A 15870-nucleotide genomic window follows, 5' to 3' on the forward strand; every position below is an offset into this window, starting at 1 on the left:
TTTTCATGTCAATCAATCTATTTTAACAGTAACTTCATAGGGAAATCAAATATAATTCTAAAATAAGAAAAACGTACCAATTGGCACGTTTCTCACTCGCTTATTTAATATATGATTCACCGACTGCAAGATTCTGATCAAGAATTAGTATTCCTGTATTTGCTCGTGCATCAGTTAGTTCCAATTCAGTAGCAGAACAAATCATTCCAGATGATGCTACACCCCGTAATTCAGCATCACGGATAATCATACCTGATGGCATCACTGCACCTACTTTAGCTACAACAACTTTTATACCTTCTTCAACATTAGATGCACCACAAACGATTTGTAACGTCTCGTTTCCTACATCTACAGAACATACATTTAGTTTATCAGCATTCGGATGTTTACTTTTAGTGACGATATGCCCAACTACAAACTTTGGAGTTAAATCAACTTCAAGTTTTACATCAACATTATTTTCCTCAAGCGCTTTTTGAAGTTTATCTACAACTTCTGTTGTCAGTTTAACCGCTCCTACCTTGTTAATGTCCACATATTTAAGAGCATTAAAAAGATTGAAACCAATTAATTCATCGTTCGCTTCGTTATAAATTAATGTAACATCACCACAGTTCTTAGTTGTAACTGCTTCGATATGCTCAGCTGTAAGTTGCGCCAAGATAACATTACCTGCATCATTTTTAATATAAAATACGTTCATTTAGTTTTTTCTATCCTTTCGAGTAACGCGATTTTTCGCCATAATAAAAATAGGTTCTAACTTACTGTCCTCATAGATGAAAGAAAGTGATGTAACAGGTACAACCCCTTGCGTGAAAAAGTGCATAGTCATTTGTGCAAGCACGTCATAACCCGTTTTATTTCGTATATCACCAATAATTAGTACATCTTGATGAGGTACAGAAACGGTCATATCGCCTTCTATTTTACTTCTCATATCTTTTAAAAACGCATTATTTAAAATACGACTCGCATCATAACCATCATTATTATTAACGAAGTAATATATATTTCCATCCACTTCGTCTTTCTTTATAGACGTTTGCAATGATCTTAACCGAAATAACGCTGATTCTATTATCTCTTGAGGTGTCATTACTATTGAATCAAGCATACTTTCATCTATTAATCTGTATGTTTTCCCTAAATCCAATGCATAATATATACGCGTCTCAGCTGTATGATCTTTCATTAAAAAGCGTGCTCCAGCAGATGTCTTTTCTGGAAATGAAGTTGAACGAATCACGGGATATATAACTTGATCGCCTTGAAAACCCTCACTTTGTTCACGTTCCATCGCTTTAAATGTCTCATCAATAACATAAACAATTTCATCAATTGCCGCTTCTTTTTTGTCTTGGTACTTTCCAAGTATTCTTGGCAGGGAAATATCCATACCTTTATTTAGAACGACATGTTCAAGACGAACATTATCTGTTTTTTTATCAAAATTCCACTCAAAATGCTCGGAAGGAAGACGTTCCTTTAGTATTTCTACAAGTTTTTTAGAATTCATTAATCAAACTACCTCCGCCCATTTACATTATAATAAATTTACTTAATCGACCTAACAATTTCCATCATTAGCGACAATTGTTCAACAACATTGCTTTTCTTTGTAATCGTTGACAATTTAGCACCACCAGCGCTGGCAACTAACTCAATTGATTCTTTGTCTTTTTTTAATATGGCAACAAAACCAAATTCGCCATCATCTTCAAACGCTTCCATCTTCAAAATGTTTTTCTTTTGATCATTTAATAATAAATCATAAAAAAGACGACTACTTTTATCTTCATTAGGATTTACAAATAAGATAAACGACTCATTATTCTTTGTAAAAACAATATTTTGAACATCTTTATCATTACTCACAACGAATCTAGCAGGCTTATATAAATTGATACCAGCAATTTCTTCATTGGGTGTTCTATCATTTGCATAAAAGGCTTTTTCAGCCTCATTTACACCGTCTGCTGCTATTTCATCCGGAGATTGATTGCAAGCTGCCAACACTAAAACAGTTAAAGCTATTAGGAACATGAATTTCCAAGAACGGAACATTCGATTCCCCCCAGTCATTAAGATTAATTCGTTATTAATAATAATGTTGTTGCGAAACAGTTGCAAATAATTGGCACCAAACACATCTGCTTTGCTATTTATACTTGTTTCATGAAGTACTTTAACTGCCCTACAAGTAAATGCATGATATGTTCAAATAACACAGTTCGATTAACTGCCCCCATTGTTAGCATGCCAATTGCACCTTCTGAATGACGAATTCCCTGGCCATAATAATAAGCGTCAATCGTTGGACCAAGCTCTTTTCCCGCCCTAATTTCCTGGGCTACTTCTTCAGGCAATGGAATTTGCGCACCACCAGCGGTGAATGTCATTTGATTTTTAAGCGTCAATGCACCCCAGTTGCAAAGATATAATTGTTCACCAAGCTCATATACGCCGCCTTCAAGTCCAATGCCAATTCCCAATTTGCTAGCTGCAATTGATCGGTTCATTGCACCACGCCGTGTTTCTTCTAGACCAAATGGTTGCATTTTAACGCCCGATTCAATGTTTTCGCTAGTTATTATAACATCTCGAAAATGTGATTCTAGTACTATCGTCGCCGCTCTCACCTTTGTATTATTAGTTGAGGCAATTACAAATTCCATCTTCCACGCTCCATATCGTTTGAACCAACAGGATTTTAATAACTGTTCCAACTACCTTTACAACAATTAATTACACATTACTTTTAATCGTTTCAAGCGTCGATCTATCACATGTCGAAACAAGCTTTATAATTAACTCTTTTGCTGCTGCATAATCATCTGTATGAATGATTGAAGCCGCAGTGTGAATATAACGTGAGCAAATTCCAATTACCGCACTTGGAACACCTTCATTCGCAGTGTGTACACGTCCAGCATCAGTGCCACCTTGAGAGATAAAATATTGGTAAGGTATGTTGTTCGTTTCAGCAGTATCAAGAATAAATTCACGCATGCCGCGATGCGTCACCATCGTACGATCCAATATTCTAAGTAGTGTCCCACCACCAAGTTGGCCAAATTCATTCTTATCACCAGAAGCATCATTTGCAGGACTAGCATCTAAAGCAAAAAATAAATCTGGGTTAATCATTGTAGCTGCTACTTGTGCGCCCCGAAGTCCTACTTCTTCCATTACTGTAGCACCTGAATATAATGTATTTGGTAATTTCTTACCATGTAGTTCTTTTAAAAGTTCTATTGAAAGGCCGCAACCATAGCGATTATCCCATGCCTTCGCTAATATTTTCTTGTTGTTTGCCATTGGTGTGAACGGGCAAATGGGTAAAATTTGTTGACCTGGTTGAATGCCAATCTTTATCGCATCCGCTTTATCATCGGCACCAATATCAATTAGCATATTTTTAATATCCATTGGCTTATTACGCATTGCATCACTTAATAAATGTGGCGGAATAGAACCAATTACACCAATGACAGGGCCGTTCTTAGTAATTATTTCAATACGCTGTGCAAGAAGTACCTGGCTCCACCAACCACCTAATGGCTGAAAGCGTATCATCCCATTATCAGTAATTGCGCTAACCATAAAACCAACTTCATCCATATGGCCAGCAACCATTATTCGAGGACCTTTTTCATCACCCTTTTGCACACCGAAAATCCCACCTAGATTATCTTGTATAACTTCATCCGAGTACTTTTCTAATTCATCGCGCATATAGTTTCGCACTGCATGTTCATTTCCAGGTGCTGCTGGTAACTCTGTTAATGTTTTAAACATTTCCAATGTTTCCTTTTGCATTTAATAGCCCCCTATATATGTGTCCATATATCAGTGTAGACGATTTCCATAAAACTTCCAACAAACTTAATTTTTTATTGGTTAACATTAACTAGTGAATTGATGCAGTTCATACCGACTTTATGCTACACTATTACAAAGACATATTTGGAGGTTATCAAGTTATGAAACTTAAAAATTTCTTCGCAGGCGTTCTTACTGGCGTCGCTGCAGGTATCGTTGTTAACGAAGTAATTGACAGAGTAGATCCTAATGTTGCACCAGATTCCGTTTTGAAAAATATAAAAGATTCTTTCAAAAAAGAAGGACCTATTGATGGTTCATGGATAGTCATGAAAGCTGAACCATTTAAAAATAGCGTTATTACATTGGACGTATACCGCGGTGGTGTTTCACGAATCATGAACGGCGAACTCGAACAATTTGAATTTGCAGCCGATGCAAAAACTGGAACTGTTGTAGAATTAATAAAAAATTAAAAGAACCGTGAAGATCCTCTATTATAGGATCTTCACGGTTTTTAATTTCTCAATAAACAAAAATATAATAATAACTTATTACCTAAAAACCGCATGAAAGGTTTCGGTACTTCAGTTCTCACTCTGTAATTTTCGTTCTTTCGACAGAGCTAACGATATTTCGTCCTGTCTCATCAAACATAACAAGACGATATACAGCGTCATGATAAAAACTAAACCAATAGTTTCCTCCAAGTGCTTCTTTCATCAACTTTTCCTTCGCGAAAATAGAATCCATTGGATAATCATCATAAGCGAGAACCCAAAGTGGATTTGCATGTGCATGTGTCGGCATAATATCAGCCATATGAAGAATCGTTTCTTCTTTTTGCGTTAGTTTTATGACACAATGACCGTTACTATGCCCACCTGTATGAATCATTTCAATTCCAGGAATCACAACAATGCGATCATCAAAAGTCTTTACTTGATGTTGTACAGGTTCCCAATTCTCTTTCCAATAAGTATTACGAGATCTAATATTAGGATTTCTCATTTCATCCCATTCAATATTAGTCGTATAAATTTCAGCATTCGGAAAGACCGAAATAAGTTCTCCATCTTCCCATTTAGTTAATCCTGCTGCATGGTCATTGTGCAAGTGAGTCATTAGAACGATATCAATATCCAACGGTGTAAGACCTAATTCTTTTAAACTTTCGTCAACATGCGAATCATCTGTTACACCAAGATTGCGTTTCATTTTTTCGTCGAGTTTATCATTACCGATTCCCGTGTCAATTAAAATATTTTTCCCATTAAACTGTATTAAAATCGGATCAGTCAATAGCTCTATTAAATTATTTTCCGTTGGTGCATATCTTCTTGACCACAACGCTTTCGGTACAACACCAAACATTGTACCCCCATCTAAGTAATTTGTTCCCCCATTTAACCAAGTTAACTTCATCTCATGAAATACAAATTCATCCATTTTTAGTCCCCCTTGTTTTTTCAAAAAAATAATTATTCATGTTTATTATTTTCCTCACTATCATCTTCAAACTCAAAAAATCTGCCCATCGCTGTCGTTTGCCCAACATCTAATATCGCTTGTGCCGTTTTAAACTGGGTTAACTTTAACGGTGTTGAAAACTTAGTTAGCGTTGAAAACCAAGATATATAGTTTCTTTTATCTATAACTTTTACGTCAAATGCAATATTCGGGCAATCAATATACCCGTTCCGAGAAATTAAATATTTCCGTATTGGGAAATCAATTGCTTTATCATATAAAATTTTGGAAATAATCTTTTCATTTCTATTTAAAGAAATAAGTGGATTAAGAAGTTTCAATTCACTTTCCCCTGTTTTTTTAGTCCAAAATCTATCCCCACTACCTATATAAGCTGCTAAATCCTCTTTTTCAAGTACACTGATACACATGCACTCGACAGGTGTCACAATAATTATATCCAATTCGACAGGTGCTTTCATTAATTTAAGTATTGGGTTATAGAACAATAAAAAACTATCAGGAAGCTGTTGTGTAAAACTACGCAATAATGAATCACGCATAAACTTAGCATCAACCTTCGATTTATCAATTAATGTTGAACTTGCCCATTTTAATTGAAAATGAAATAGCTGATCCAAATACAGTTTACGTAATTGTTCTTCTGTTTTAGGAGTATAAATAATTGTAGAATCAAAACTAAATTCATCTTCATCATTTAAATTTAAGCTAGCATCCAATTCTTCATCTGTATTATCTTTTCGTATTGAAAACTTTTTTAGTAAAGTCTTCAGGGTTTTTTTTTCAACAGGAGTCGTAGTTTCGAATTCCGTTTCCCACATGGAGTGTTCTGAACCGTTTTCCCACTGGATTTTCATCCGTTTCCACTGAGATCTTTTAAGTCTAATAAACTGTGTAGGATATCGCGTTAAATCGTTTTCATAACGTGAAATGTAATCCAGTAACTTAACAAGTTGTGCCATAACTAATCACCCCGATCATGTCTTGTGCACTTGTATCGTAAATAATTGTTAAGTTATATCTAAAACAGAAAAAGGGATTCTCTCGCTAAATGCTTCTTGTAACTTCTTAGTAACTTCCCCACGTTCTCCAGTCCCAATCATATGGTTATCAACTGCTATGATTGGTGTAACTTCTGAAGTCGTTGAAGTTAAAAATAATTCTTCCATTCCAATTGCTTCGTCAAGCGTGAATTCTCTTTCAACAACAGGTATTTGGTGCTCATGACAAATATTTAATACAACCCTGCGTGTAATTCCATTCAAAATTAAATTCGTCACAGGATGTGTATAAATAACGCCATCTTTAACGCCGAACATGTTAGTTGAAGAGCCTTCAGTTACAACGCCATCTCGGTGAAGTATCGCCTCATAAAAACCATCCGCATGCGCTTCCTCTTTTGCAAGAACACTCCCCAACAAATTAAGGCTTTTAATATCACAGCGTAACCAACGAATATCCGCCACTGATTTTACCGTAACACCTTTTTCCATTTGTTCTAATGGTCTTGATGAACTAACTGTATAAGCTAAAATAATTGGTGCAACTGTAGGCGTTGGAAAATGATGCTGCCTGGGAGATGAACCACGCGTTATTTGCAAATAAACATGCCCATCTACTAAATTATTGACTGAAATTAATTCTTTAGCTATATCTATAATCTGTTCCTTTGTTTGTGTTAACGACAATTTAATCTTTTCTGCACTTTCAAATAAACGTTCAATGTGTTCCTGTGAAGTAAATAACTCGCCACCATACACTTTGATGACTTCGTAGATGCCATCACCAAAATAATAACCCCTGTCATCAATTGAAACCTTTAATTCTTCTTTTTCAGTAAATTTACCATCCATAAAATAAAGCATTACTATAAATCCCCCTTTAACCCTTAATTTCAAATACTTATAAGCTTCACTTTTTATTATTCAATACTTTTTTATATCAATACATACTATCATCCTATTTTGACACGTTTCCAACTTAAAATAAAGTCCAAGTTCTTTTAATAATAAAAAGTAGTTCTGTTGTGCAAATAATTCAAATATACGGTATAATAAAGTTGATAGAGAGTTCTTCAAATAATTAATTAACGTAAACAGAAAGGAAGTGCGGCTCAGGAACTTTTTCAATGTGCCAAAGACAACATTCATGCGTCTCATACCCAGAAAGTTTTTTTGGAAAAATGATGATGAAGGAGTGATCTACACTTGAAACCTGCAACTGAACGTATGCTTACTCGTGTTAGGGATATTTATATGTATATTCTTGATAACGGGACTGTATCGACTAAAAATATAGTTGAAGAATTCGACATCACTCACAGAATGGCTCAAAGAGATTTAAACGTATTAGAATATAACGACCTTGTTTCAAGTCCAGTACGCGGTAAATGGACAACGATAAAAAAGGTGTCACATAGTTAAACAGCATTAAAAAGACTGAACCGCATATTAACCGCGATTCAGTCTTTTTTTACTTCGATGTATTTTGAAGTATTTCAACCTCTGCATCACTTAGCTCACGGTAATCACCAAGCTGTAGTGTTTCATCAAGTGCAAGAGCGCCCATCGAAAGTCGCTTTAAGTAAACAACTGTTTTATCAACAGATTCAAACATTCGTTTAACTTGATGAAACTTGCCTTCTGTAATAATTAACTCAATTTCAGAAATGTCGTCTGATTTTAAAATAATAAGCTCGCCTGGTTTTGTAACATAACCATCATCTAGCATGACCCCACGTTCAAAACTTTCTATATCATCCTCGGTAACAACACCTGATATATGTGCATAATACTTTTTGGGCACGCCTTTTTTCGGTGATAATAAACTATGGGACAGTTTACCGTCATTTGTCAAAAGCATAAATCCTTCAGTATCTTTATCCAGACGTCCCACAGGAAACGGCTCGAAATGACGGAACTCTTCACTCAACAAATCGACAACCGTTTGATCATTGCGATCTTCTGTAGCAGATAGAACGCCTTGAGGTTTATTCATCATGATATATATAAATTCTTTATAAACAATTGGTTCACCTAGTAGTGTTACTTGGTCTTTTTCCGTATTTACATGCTTCGTAGCATCCTTAGCTATTTCTCCATTCACACGTACCGTGCCTTTCTTCATTAAGATACGAACTTCTTTCCTTGAACCTAACCCCATATTCGATAAAAATTTATCTAAACGCATAATCATCCTCCTAAAAACCTAACTTATCTGTAAATTTCGTTAAACGTTCACCAAATAACTTTTGCGCCAGACCAGTTTTTAATGATAAATAGCCATAAATAACCGCACCTACAAAAGCACAAATCAGAATATATAATAATGCTTGCATTTTTCCATCTGCTGCACTGAAAGCATTTAGACCTTTTAAAACCCATGTAACAGCGATATACATAATAAAGTTTAAAAGACTAATCAATATAAGCCTTCTAAATACCATTTTAGATTTGTAATTAAGAACACGCGTAATCACTATGATATTAAGTGCAACAGCCACTGTATAGCCAATAGCAGTTGCAAGAATTGCACCATCTGTCTCGAATAGCTTGATTAAAGGTACGTTAATTATTAATTTAATCAATAAACCTAGTAAGGACGTGAAAATAATCCACTTATGACGGTCAATCCCTTGAAGCATTGCAGCACTAATTGTATACAACCCAAAAAGAATCGCAACTGGCGCATAATGTGCTAATATTTCAGCACCCATTGCATCTTTTTCATAAAGTAATTGGTAAAATTCATTTGATAAAACAATTAATCCAATAACTAAAGGAACTGTTAAATACAACATAATTTGGTAAGTCTGATCAAGTGATCGAGTGATTCCCTTCTGATTCCCATTCGTATAGTAAGTCGTTATATGAGGTATTAATGCCATTGAAAATCCTGTTGCAACCAAAACTGGAATCATGACAAATTTATGCGTTAATAAATTTAGCATCCCCAAATAGACATCTGTAACTTCTGCTAAACCAATTGAGCCCATTGCATCATTAAATGTTACCATATCAACAAATTGATAAAGTGGATTAATAACACCAACGAGAACGAATGGTAAGGTATAGGAGAACACTTCCTTATACATAGAGAAAAAAGAAACATTACTGGGCGTGGCTGTACTATTCGTTAGTAAGTAATCGAATTCTGCTTTGTATTTTCTCCAATACCAATAAAGAACAAAACAACTTGCAATAGACCCTATAAATGCTGCAAAAACAGCGAAATTTATCGCTTTCGTAGGTGTCTCTTTCATAAAGTTCACTACAATAAATGCACCAATTAGAACAGCAATAATTCTAACAATTTGTTCCACTAATTGTGAAACGGAAGAAGGCATCATCTTTTGATATCCTTGAAAAAATCCTCGGGCAATTGACATAATTGGCACAACGAGTAATGCAAAACTTACCCATCGAATAACCGCTGTAATATCTTGAATCGTAAAGATTTGTTCGTCTTTTTTTATGACTAAATGTGCAAGGGGTTCAGCCATAAAGAAGAGTACCAGAAAAGCAAGTACACCTGTAACTGCCATGACGGACATACCCGATTTCATCAATCTTCGTCCCGTCTCATAATCACCCTGTGCGTTATACCTTGCTACAAAACGAGAAACAGCAAGGGGCGCCCCTGAAATAGCAATCGCAAGCGCAATATTGTATGGTATATATGCATATTGATATAAAACCATGCTTTCTTTTCCGACAATTGCGTATAGCGGAATAAGATAAAGTAATCCAAGTGCTTTTGATAGAAAAAGACCTATTGTAATTATAGCAGTACCTTGAACAAGTTTTGATGACATTTTTTGATCCTTCCAATCTCGTGAAATCTACTTAACAGTTTACCCCCGTCTAATGTTTTTCACAATAAATAACTGTTTTTCATGTATAATAAAAGAAAAAGGAAAGCGTGGTTTCACAAATGTATGACGTCTTAATAATCGGCGCTGGCCCTTCAGGATTGATGGCTTCTATAGCTGCTGCAGAAAACGGAAGAACAGTGATGGTTTTGGAAAAAGGAAAGAAACCCGGCAACAAACTTGCGATTTCAGGGGGCGGACGCTGTAATGTCACAAACCGATTGCCACAAGAAGAAATTATAAAAAACATACCTGGTAATGGGCGCTTCCTCTACGGTCCGTTTTCAGTTTTCAATAACGAAAATATTATCCAATTCTTTGAAGGTCTTGGTGTTGCTCTAAAAGAAGAAGATCACGGGCGAATGTTCCCTGTCTCTAATAAAGCAAAAGATGTCGTAAATGCTCTCCTAACTGAAATGGATCGCCTAGCAGTAACATTGAAGCTTGAAACACGCGTCGCAAAGCTACTGATGGATAATGAGAAAGTTTTAGGCGTTCGTTTAGATTCCGGCGAAGAAATCCTCGCACACTCCGTCGTCATCGCAGTTGGCGGTAAAGCAGTGCCCCAAACAGGTTCTACCGGAGATGGCTACCCATGGGCAAGTAAAGCAGGTCACACAATCACCACATTATATCCGACTGAAGTTCCTTTACTTTCTAACGAATCCTTTATCCTCTTAAAAGATTTACAAGGACTTGCACTACGTGATGTTGCGGTTTCCGTCCTAAATAAAAAAGGAAAAATACTTGTCACACACCAAATGGATATGTTGTTTACACATTTCGGACTAAGCGGTCCTGCAATTTTGCGCTGTAGCCAATATGTCGTGAAAGAACAGATGAAAAATGATAATAAACCAGTAGAAATTCGTATCGATACTCTTCCATTTATGAATGAGGAACAGACTTTTAAAATGCTTCATACAAAAGTGAAAGAAGATCCTAAAAAACAAGTGAATAATTCTTTAAAAGGTATCGCGTTAGAACGATGGTTGCTCTTTTTATTCCACCGCGCTGGTATTGAACCAGTCGAAACAGGAGCTTCTCTAACCTCTGACAAGCTTCGGTTGCTCGCTAATCTTTTAAAGGCGTTCACAATGCATGTCAACGGCACACAGCCGATTGAGAAAGCGTTCGTAACTGGTGGTGGTGTTTCCATAAAAGAAATCGTGCCAAAAACAATGGCATCACGTAAAAAAGAAGGTTTATATTTCTGTGGAGAAATTTTAGATATTCACGGCTACACGGGTGGATATAATATTACATCTGCACTTGTTACAGGAAGAATTGCTGGTATGAACGCAGGACTTCATGCTGAAGATAACCGATAAAATCTGCTTACGAAAAAAAATGCTTATCCTAAATAACATTAGGATAAGCATTTTTTTATAGTGCTACAATATTAACTAATCTACCAGGAATCCCGATAATTTTCTTTACATCTTTACCTTCAAGGAACGCTAATACATGCTCATCATGCATCGCAATTTCTTCAAGTTGTTCTTTCGTACTATCTTTCGCAACAACAATTCTCGCACGTACTTTACCGTTAATTTGTACAGCAATTTCAACAGTATCATCTACAAGTTTTGATTCGTCAAAAGTCGGCCATGATTCGTAAACAAGTGTATCTGTATGTCCAAGCTTCTCCCAAAGTTCTTCTGTAATATGCGGAACAACTGGAGAAAGCATCTTCAAGAAACCTTCTACATATTCTTTCGGGATTGAATCAGTTTTATAGCCTTCATTAATAAAGACCATTAATTGAGAAATAGCTGTATTATTACGCATACCTTCATAATCAGCAGTCACTTTTTTCACAGTTTGATGATAGACTTTTTCAAGTGCACCACCAGTTTTTCCACCGATTTTAGTACTCAATGAACCATCATCATTGACGAACAATCGCCATACCCTGTCTAAGAAACGACGCGAACCATCTAGACCATTCGTAGACCATGCTTTTGATGCATCTAACGGACCCATAAACATTTCATATAGACGTAACGTATCAGCACCGTGTGAATGAACGATATCATCAGGGTTAATAACATTCCCTATTGATTTAGACATCTTTTCATTACCTTCTCCAAGGATCATACCTTGGTTAAATAACTTTTGGAACGGCTCTTTCGTTGATACTACGCCGATATCATAAAGCACTTTATGCCAAAAACGCGCGTAAAGTAAGTGAAGAACTGCATGTTCTGCACCACCTACATAGATATCCACCGGCAACCAACGTTTAGCAAGTTCAGGATCAATTAGCATTTCATCGTTATCTGGATCTATATAACGTAAATAATACCAACAACTTCCCGCCCATTGAGGCATCGTATTTGTTTCTCTACGACCCTTCAAACCCGTTTCAGGATGCGTGACGTTAATCCACTCTTCAATATTAGCAAGTGGTGATTCACCAGTTCCACTAGGCTTAATATTATCTGTTACAGGCAACTTTAACGGCAATTCAGACTCATCTATTGAAGTCATCGTTCCATCTTCCCAATGAATAATTGGAATTGGCTCTCCCCAATAGCGCTGTCTAGAAAATAACCAATCACGAAGGCGATAAGTTACTTTCTTCTCGCCAGTTCCTTTTTCAACAAACCAAGCAATCGCTTTTTCAATCGCTTCGTCTTGCTCGAGGCCATTTAGGAATTCAGAGTTAACATGTTTCCCATTACCTGTATAAGCTTCTTTTGAAATATCGCCGCCTGAAACGACTTCAATAATCGGTAAATCAAATTTAGCCGCAAACTCATAATCTCGTTCATCATGCGCAGGAACAGCCATAATAGCACCTGTACCATAGGAAACAAGTACATAGTCAGCAATCCAAATCGGCATCTTTTCACCGTTCGCAGGGTTAATTGCGTATGCGCCCGTAAATACGCCTGTTTTTTCATCTGCAAGATCTGTACGTTCTAAATCACTTTTCATTTTTACTTCATCAAGATACGCAGCAACTGCAGCTTGTTGTTCCGTTGTCGTAATTTTCTTAACAAGTTTATGTTCAGGCGCAAGCACCGCATAAGTAGCACCGAAAATCGTATCTGGTCGAGTTGTAAATCCTTCAAACGAAAAATCTGTTCCAGCAATATCAAAAGTTAATTGCGCGCCTTCAGAACGCCCAATCCAATTACGCTGCATATCTTTCAAACTTTCTGGCCAATTTAAATCATCTAAATCCTCAAGTAAACGGTCTGCATAGTTAGTAATACGGAGTACCCACTGACGCATTGGTCGACGTTCTACTGGATGTCCACCACGCTCAGACTTACCGTCTATAATTTCTTCGTTCGCGAGAACTGTTCCAAGTGCAGGACACCAGTTGACGTCAACTTCATCAACATATGCAAGGCCTTTTTTATATAATTGAATGAAAATCCACTGTGTCCATTTATAGTAAGAAGGATCAGTCGTATTCACTTCACGGTCCCAGTCATAAGAAAAACCTAAATCATTCATTTGACGTTTAAATGTCGCAATATTTTTAGCAGTAAATTCTGCAGGGTCATTTCCAGTATCCAACGCATATTGTTCCGCAGGTAAACCAAAAGCATCCCAACCCATTGGATGAAGTACGTTATATCCTTGCTTTCGTTTCACCGAGCTTAAAATATCTGTCGCTATGTATCCTAATGGGTGACCAACATGAAGACCTGCCCCAGAAGGATACGGGAACATATCAAGCGCATAAAACTTTGGCTTTGATGGGTCGTCTATCATCTTATAAGTCTTATTTTCTTTCCAATAGTTCTGCCATTTCTTCTCAATTTTCCCATGATTATAACTCAATAAAAACTCCTCCTAAAATTAAAAAAACTCGTCCCTTAATAAACTAAGGGACGAGATTTATATACTTACTCCCGCGGTGCCACCCAAATTGACGATAAATCGTCCAACTTGATTCCTTAACGCGGAAAACGGCAGCGGTAATTTTTTCACCCTTGCAGACTCAGAGGCGAGTTCAATAATTTGTTCCATCGGCTTTCACCAAATACCGATTCTCTATAGGTTACAAAACCATTTACTAATCCTCATCTACGTCCATACTATTACCTATAATTTTAGCCGAACAATTCACAAATAACAAGCTTTTATCTTTATTCATGAGTATTCACCTATTATTTACTTTCTATACATCTAATTTAAGTTTGGAGGACTCGTACTTTCAAAACACTAGCACCTAAATTAGCCATTAATACAAGTCCAGCAATTGTTTATGATTTATCTAGAAGTTCATAGATAAATATAGCGGTTAACGGCTATAGAAATGAGTTACCTTTAACATTTACTAGCATACCTATAACTAATAACCAAACAACTTTTTCACTAAATTTCGCTCCTTATTAATTCAAACACATAAAGTGGCGTTGGTGTCCAATTCTTTAAGAATAACTTAATACGAGCGACCTCAGCTGAATTAATTATTAACACAATGCTTTCAATTATATTTCTTTATTAAGCACACAACAAGGCCTAGATGATATAATGGTTTTTTAGAGGAGTGAGCAGAATGGAAAACACAACATTTCCTTTCCCTACTGAAGGGAAACGGTATTATACATGGTCACGTTATTTAAAGGACGAATTTGGTTTTAAGGTTTTTAAAGTAGCACTAGATGCAGGATTTGATTGTCCGAATCGCGATGGCACAGTTGCCTTTGGAGGTTGCACTTTTTGTAGTGTTGCAGGCTCTGGGGATTTCGCTGGTGATCGAGTAGATCCAATCGATGTTCAGTTCGCGGAGATTAAAGAACGTATGCATAAGAAATGGAAAGATGGCAAACCAATGGCGTACTTCCAAGCTTACACAAATACACATGCCCCACTGGCAAAATTAAAAGAGAAATTTGAAGCGGCACTTGCGCAAGATGGCGTCGTAGGTATTTCAATTGCTACGCGTCCCGATTGTCTCCCAGACGATGTTGTTGAATATCTAGCAGAATTAAATGAACGCACTTATTTATGGGTTGAATTAGGACTTCAAACAGTCCATGAAAAAACCGCAAAACTTGTTAACCGGGCACATGATTATGACACGTATGTCGAAGGTGTCAACAAACTTCGCAAACACGGAATTCGAGTTTGTTCACATATTATTAACGGACTCCCGCTTGAAGACTACGATATGATGATGGAAACGACACGCGCGGTTGCAAAACTTGATGTTCAAGGGATTAAAATTCATTTACTTCATTTATTAAAAGGGACACCGATGGTTAAACAGTATGAAAAAGGACATCTTGAGTTTTTGAGTAAAGAAGCCTATATTAACCTTGTTGCAGACCAACTTGAAATTCTTCCACCAGATATGATTATCCATCGTATTACTGGTGATGGTCCAATCGAGCTTATGATCGGGCCAATGTGGAGTGTGACAAAATGGGAAGTCTTAAATGGGATTGACGTAGAACTAGAGCGCCGAGGAAGTTGGCAGGGCAAGCATTATGAACAAGCACTAAAATTAACATAAACTAGGATAAAAAAATTATTAATCGTTTCTGCTTTCAATCGATTAATAACTGCAATTTATAGCCCCTAAACGAATATAATAATTAAAGAGTTTGAAGTTTAATTACTTCAAACTCTTTTTTTATAAAATACTTTGTAACGAATACATAACTCGTGGTACTAACATAGTGAAGGCAACGTTCGAACTAAACCTTTGCAAG

The 15870-nt window shown here is 36.5% G+C and carries 15 protein-coding genes and 1 other annotated feature; of the genes, 4 read left to right on the forward strand and 11 right to left on the reverse strand.

Translation table 11 applies throughout. From position 1 onward, the window contains the following. Nucleotides 1-100 precede the first annotated feature (100 nt). From ytpR to AC3RV6_RS12155, 5 genes are all read right to left on the reverse strand, one after another. On the reverse strand, nucleotides 101-706 hold the full coding sequence (gene ytpR / locus AC3RV6_RS12135; protein WP_489746303.1) for a YtpR family tRNA-binding protein: 606 nt from the start codon (nucleotides 704-706) through the stop codon (nucleotides 101-103). Further along, the gene (locus tag AC3RV6_RS12140) at nucleotides 707-1522 is read right to left on the reverse strand and encodes a DUF1444 family protein (RefSeq protein ID WP_489746304.1); all 816 of its coding nucleotides are present in this window, start codon (nucleotides 1520-1522) and stop codon (nucleotides 707-709) included. A 38-nt stretch (nucleotides 1523-1560) separates the two neighbouring features. Then, nucleotides 1561-2070 carry a hypothetical protein gene (locus AC3RV6_RS12145; RefSeq protein ID WP_489746305.1) on the reverse strand — a complete coding sequence of 170 codons (510 nt, stop codon included), beginning with the start codon at nucleotides 2068-2070 and terminating at the stop codon, nucleotides 1561-1563. Nucleotides 2071-2168: 98 nt separating this feature from the next. Further along, the gene (locus AC3RV6_RS12150) at nucleotides 2169-2681 is read right to left on the reverse strand and encodes a DUF84 family protein (RefSeq protein WP_489746306.1); all 513 of its coding nucleotides are present in this window, start codon (nucleotides 2679-2681) and stop codon (nucleotides 2169-2171) included. 70 nt (nucleotides 2682-2751) lie between these two features. Next, nucleotides 2752-3825, reverse strand: coding sequence for a M42 family metallopeptidase (locus AC3RV6_RS12155; RefSeq protein WP_489746307.1), 1074 nt, complete (start codon nucleotides 3823-3825; stop codon nucleotides 2752-2754). A 164-nt stretch (nucleotides 3826-3989) separates the two neighbouring features. Here AC3RV6_RS12155 and AC3RV6_RS12160 point away from each other — a divergent pair, with 164 nt between their 5' ends. Beyond that, nucleotides 3990-4304, forward strand: coding sequence for a hypothetical protein (locus AC3RV6_RS12160; protein ID WP_489746308.1), 315 nt, complete (start codon nucleotides 3990-3992; stop codon nucleotides 4302-4304). A gap of 118 nt (nucleotides 4305-4422) precedes the next feature. Here AC3RV6_RS12160 and AC3RV6_RS12165 read toward each other — a convergent pair whose 3' ends face one another. From AC3RV6_RS12165 to dat, 3 genes are read right to left on the reverse strand one after another with little or no spacing between them, the layout of a single operon-like run. Next, entirely contained in the window at nucleotides 4423-5277 is an 855-nt protein-coding gene (locus tag AC3RV6_RS12165) for a YtnP family quorum-quenching lactonase (protein WP_489746309.1), read from the reverse strand. 32 nt (nucleotides 5278-5309) lie between these two features. Next, a complete protein-coding gene (locus AC3RV6_RS12170; protein ID WP_489746310.1) occupies nucleotides 5310-6281 on the reverse strand; it encodes a nuclease-related domain-containing protein in 972 nt (323 codons plus the stop codon). A 48-nt stretch (nucleotides 6282-6329) separates the two neighbouring features. Next, nucleotides 6330-7184: a D-amino-acid transaminase gene (dat, locus tag AC3RV6_RS12175; RefSeq protein WP_489746311.1), complete on the reverse strand. Its 855-nt coding sequence runs from the start codon at nucleotides 7182-7184 to the stop codon at nucleotides 6330-6332. A 342-nt stretch (nucleotides 7185-7526) separates the two neighbouring features. Between dat and AC3RV6_RS12180 the strand changes: the two genes are divergently transcribed. Then, complete coding sequence (locus tag AC3RV6_RS12180; protein ID WP_489746312.1) at nucleotides 7527-7742, forward strand: DeoR family transcriptional regulator; 216 nt, start codon at nucleotides 7527-7529, stop codon at nucleotides 7740-7742. A 49-nt stretch (nucleotides 7743-7791) separates the two neighbouring features. On the opposite strand, the gene AC3RV6_RS12185 is transcribed toward AC3RV6_RS12180, so the two are convergent. Beyond that, on the reverse strand, nucleotides 7792-8508 hold the full coding sequence (locus tag AC3RV6_RS12185; protein WP_489746313.1) for a pseudouridine synthase: 717 nt from the start codon (nucleotides 8506-8508) through the stop codon (nucleotides 7792-7794). Nucleotides 8509-8518: 10 nt separating this feature from the next. Continuing rightward, nucleotides 8519-10132: a putative polysaccharide biosynthesis protein gene (locus AC3RV6_RS12190; protein WP_489746314.1), complete on the reverse strand. Its 1614-nt coding sequence runs from the start codon at nucleotides 10130-10132 to the stop codon at nucleotides 8519-8521. A gap of 119 nt (nucleotides 10133-10251) precedes the next feature. On the opposite strand from AC3RV6_RS12190, the gene AC3RV6_RS12195 reads away from it, so the two are divergent. Further along, entirely contained in the window at nucleotides 10252-11520 is a 1269-nt protein-coding gene (locus AC3RV6_RS12195; protein WP_489746315.1) for a BaiN/RdsA family NAD(P)/FAD-dependent oxidoreductase, read from the forward strand. A 55-nt stretch (nucleotides 11521-11575) separates the two neighbouring features. On the opposite strand, the gene leuS is transcribed toward AC3RV6_RS12195, so the two are convergent. Next, a complete protein-coding gene (gene leuS, locus AC3RV6_RS12200) occupies nucleotides 11576-13990 on the reverse strand; it encodes a leucine--tRNA ligase (protein WP_489746316.1) in 2415 nt (804 codons plus the stop codon). A 43-nt stretch (nucleotides 13991-14033) separates the two neighbouring features. After that, nucleotides 14034-14248 (reverse strand) — a binding site (T-box leader). Nucleotides 14249-14711: 463 nt separating this feature from the next. Between leuS and mnmL the strand changes: the two genes are divergently transcribed. Continuing rightward, nucleotides 14712-15671 (forward strand): tRNA modification radical SAM protein MnmL/YtqA, encoded by a 960-nt coding sequence (gene mnmL / locus AC3RV6_RS12205; RefSeq protein ID WP_489746317.1) that lies wholly within the window; start codon nucleotides 14712-14714, stop codon nucleotides 15669-15671. The last annotated feature ends 199 nt before the right edge of the window (nucleotides 15672-15870 follow it).

This window comes from Sporosarcina sp. So3-204 (genome assembly GCF_058068165.1).

Coding starts and splice junctions, on each gene's coding strand:
- ytpR (WP_489746303.1), bottom strand. CDS start 706: ATGAACGTATTTTATATTAAAAATGATGCAGGTAATGTTATCTTGGCG.
- AC3RV6_RS12140 (WP_489746304.1), bottom strand. CDS start 1,522: ATGAATTCTAAAAAACTTGTAGAAATACTAAAGGAACGTCTTCCTTCC.
- AC3RV6_RS12145 (WP_489746305.1), bottom strand. CDS start 2,070: ATGTTCCGTTCTTGGAAATTCATGTTCCTAATAGCTTTAACTGTTTTA.
- AC3RV6_RS12150 (WP_489746306.1), bottom strand. CDS start 2,681: ATGGAATTTGTAATTGCCTCAACTAATAATACAAAGGTGAGAGCGGCG.
- AC3RV6_RS12155 (WP_489746307.1), bottom strand. CDS start 3,825: ATGCAAAAGGAAACATTGGAAATGTTTAAAACATTAACAGAGTTACCA.
- AC3RV6_RS12160 (WP_489746308.1), top strand. CDS start 3,990: ATGAAACTTAAAAATTTCTTCGCAGGCGTTCTTACTGGCGTCGCTGCA.
- AC3RV6_RS12165 (WP_489746309.1), bottom strand. CDS start 5,277: ATGGATGAATTTGTATTTCATGAGATGAAGTTAACTTGGTTAAATGGG.
- AC3RV6_RS12170 (WP_489746310.1), bottom strand. CDS start 6,281: ATGGCACAACTTGTTAAGTTACTGGATTACATTTCACGTTATGAAAAC.
- dat (WP_489746311.1), bottom strand. CDS start 7,184: ATGCTTTATTTTATGGATGGTAAATTTACTGAAAAAGAAGAATTAAAG.
- AC3RV6_RS12185 (WP_489746313.1), bottom strand. CDS start 8,508: ATGCGTTTAGATAAATTTTTATCGAATATGGGGTTAGGTTCAAGGAAA.
- AC3RV6_RS12190 (WP_489746314.1), bottom strand. CDS start 10,132: ATGTCATCAAAACTTGTTCAAGGTACTGCTATAATTACAATAGGTCTT.
- AC3RV6_RS12195 (WP_489746315.1), top strand. CDS start 10,252: ATGTATGACGTCTTAATAATCGGCGCTGGCCCTTCAGGATTGATGGCT.
- mnmL (WP_489746317.1), top strand. CDS start 14,712: ATGGAAAACACAACATTTCCTTTCCCTACTGAAGGGAAACGGTATTAT.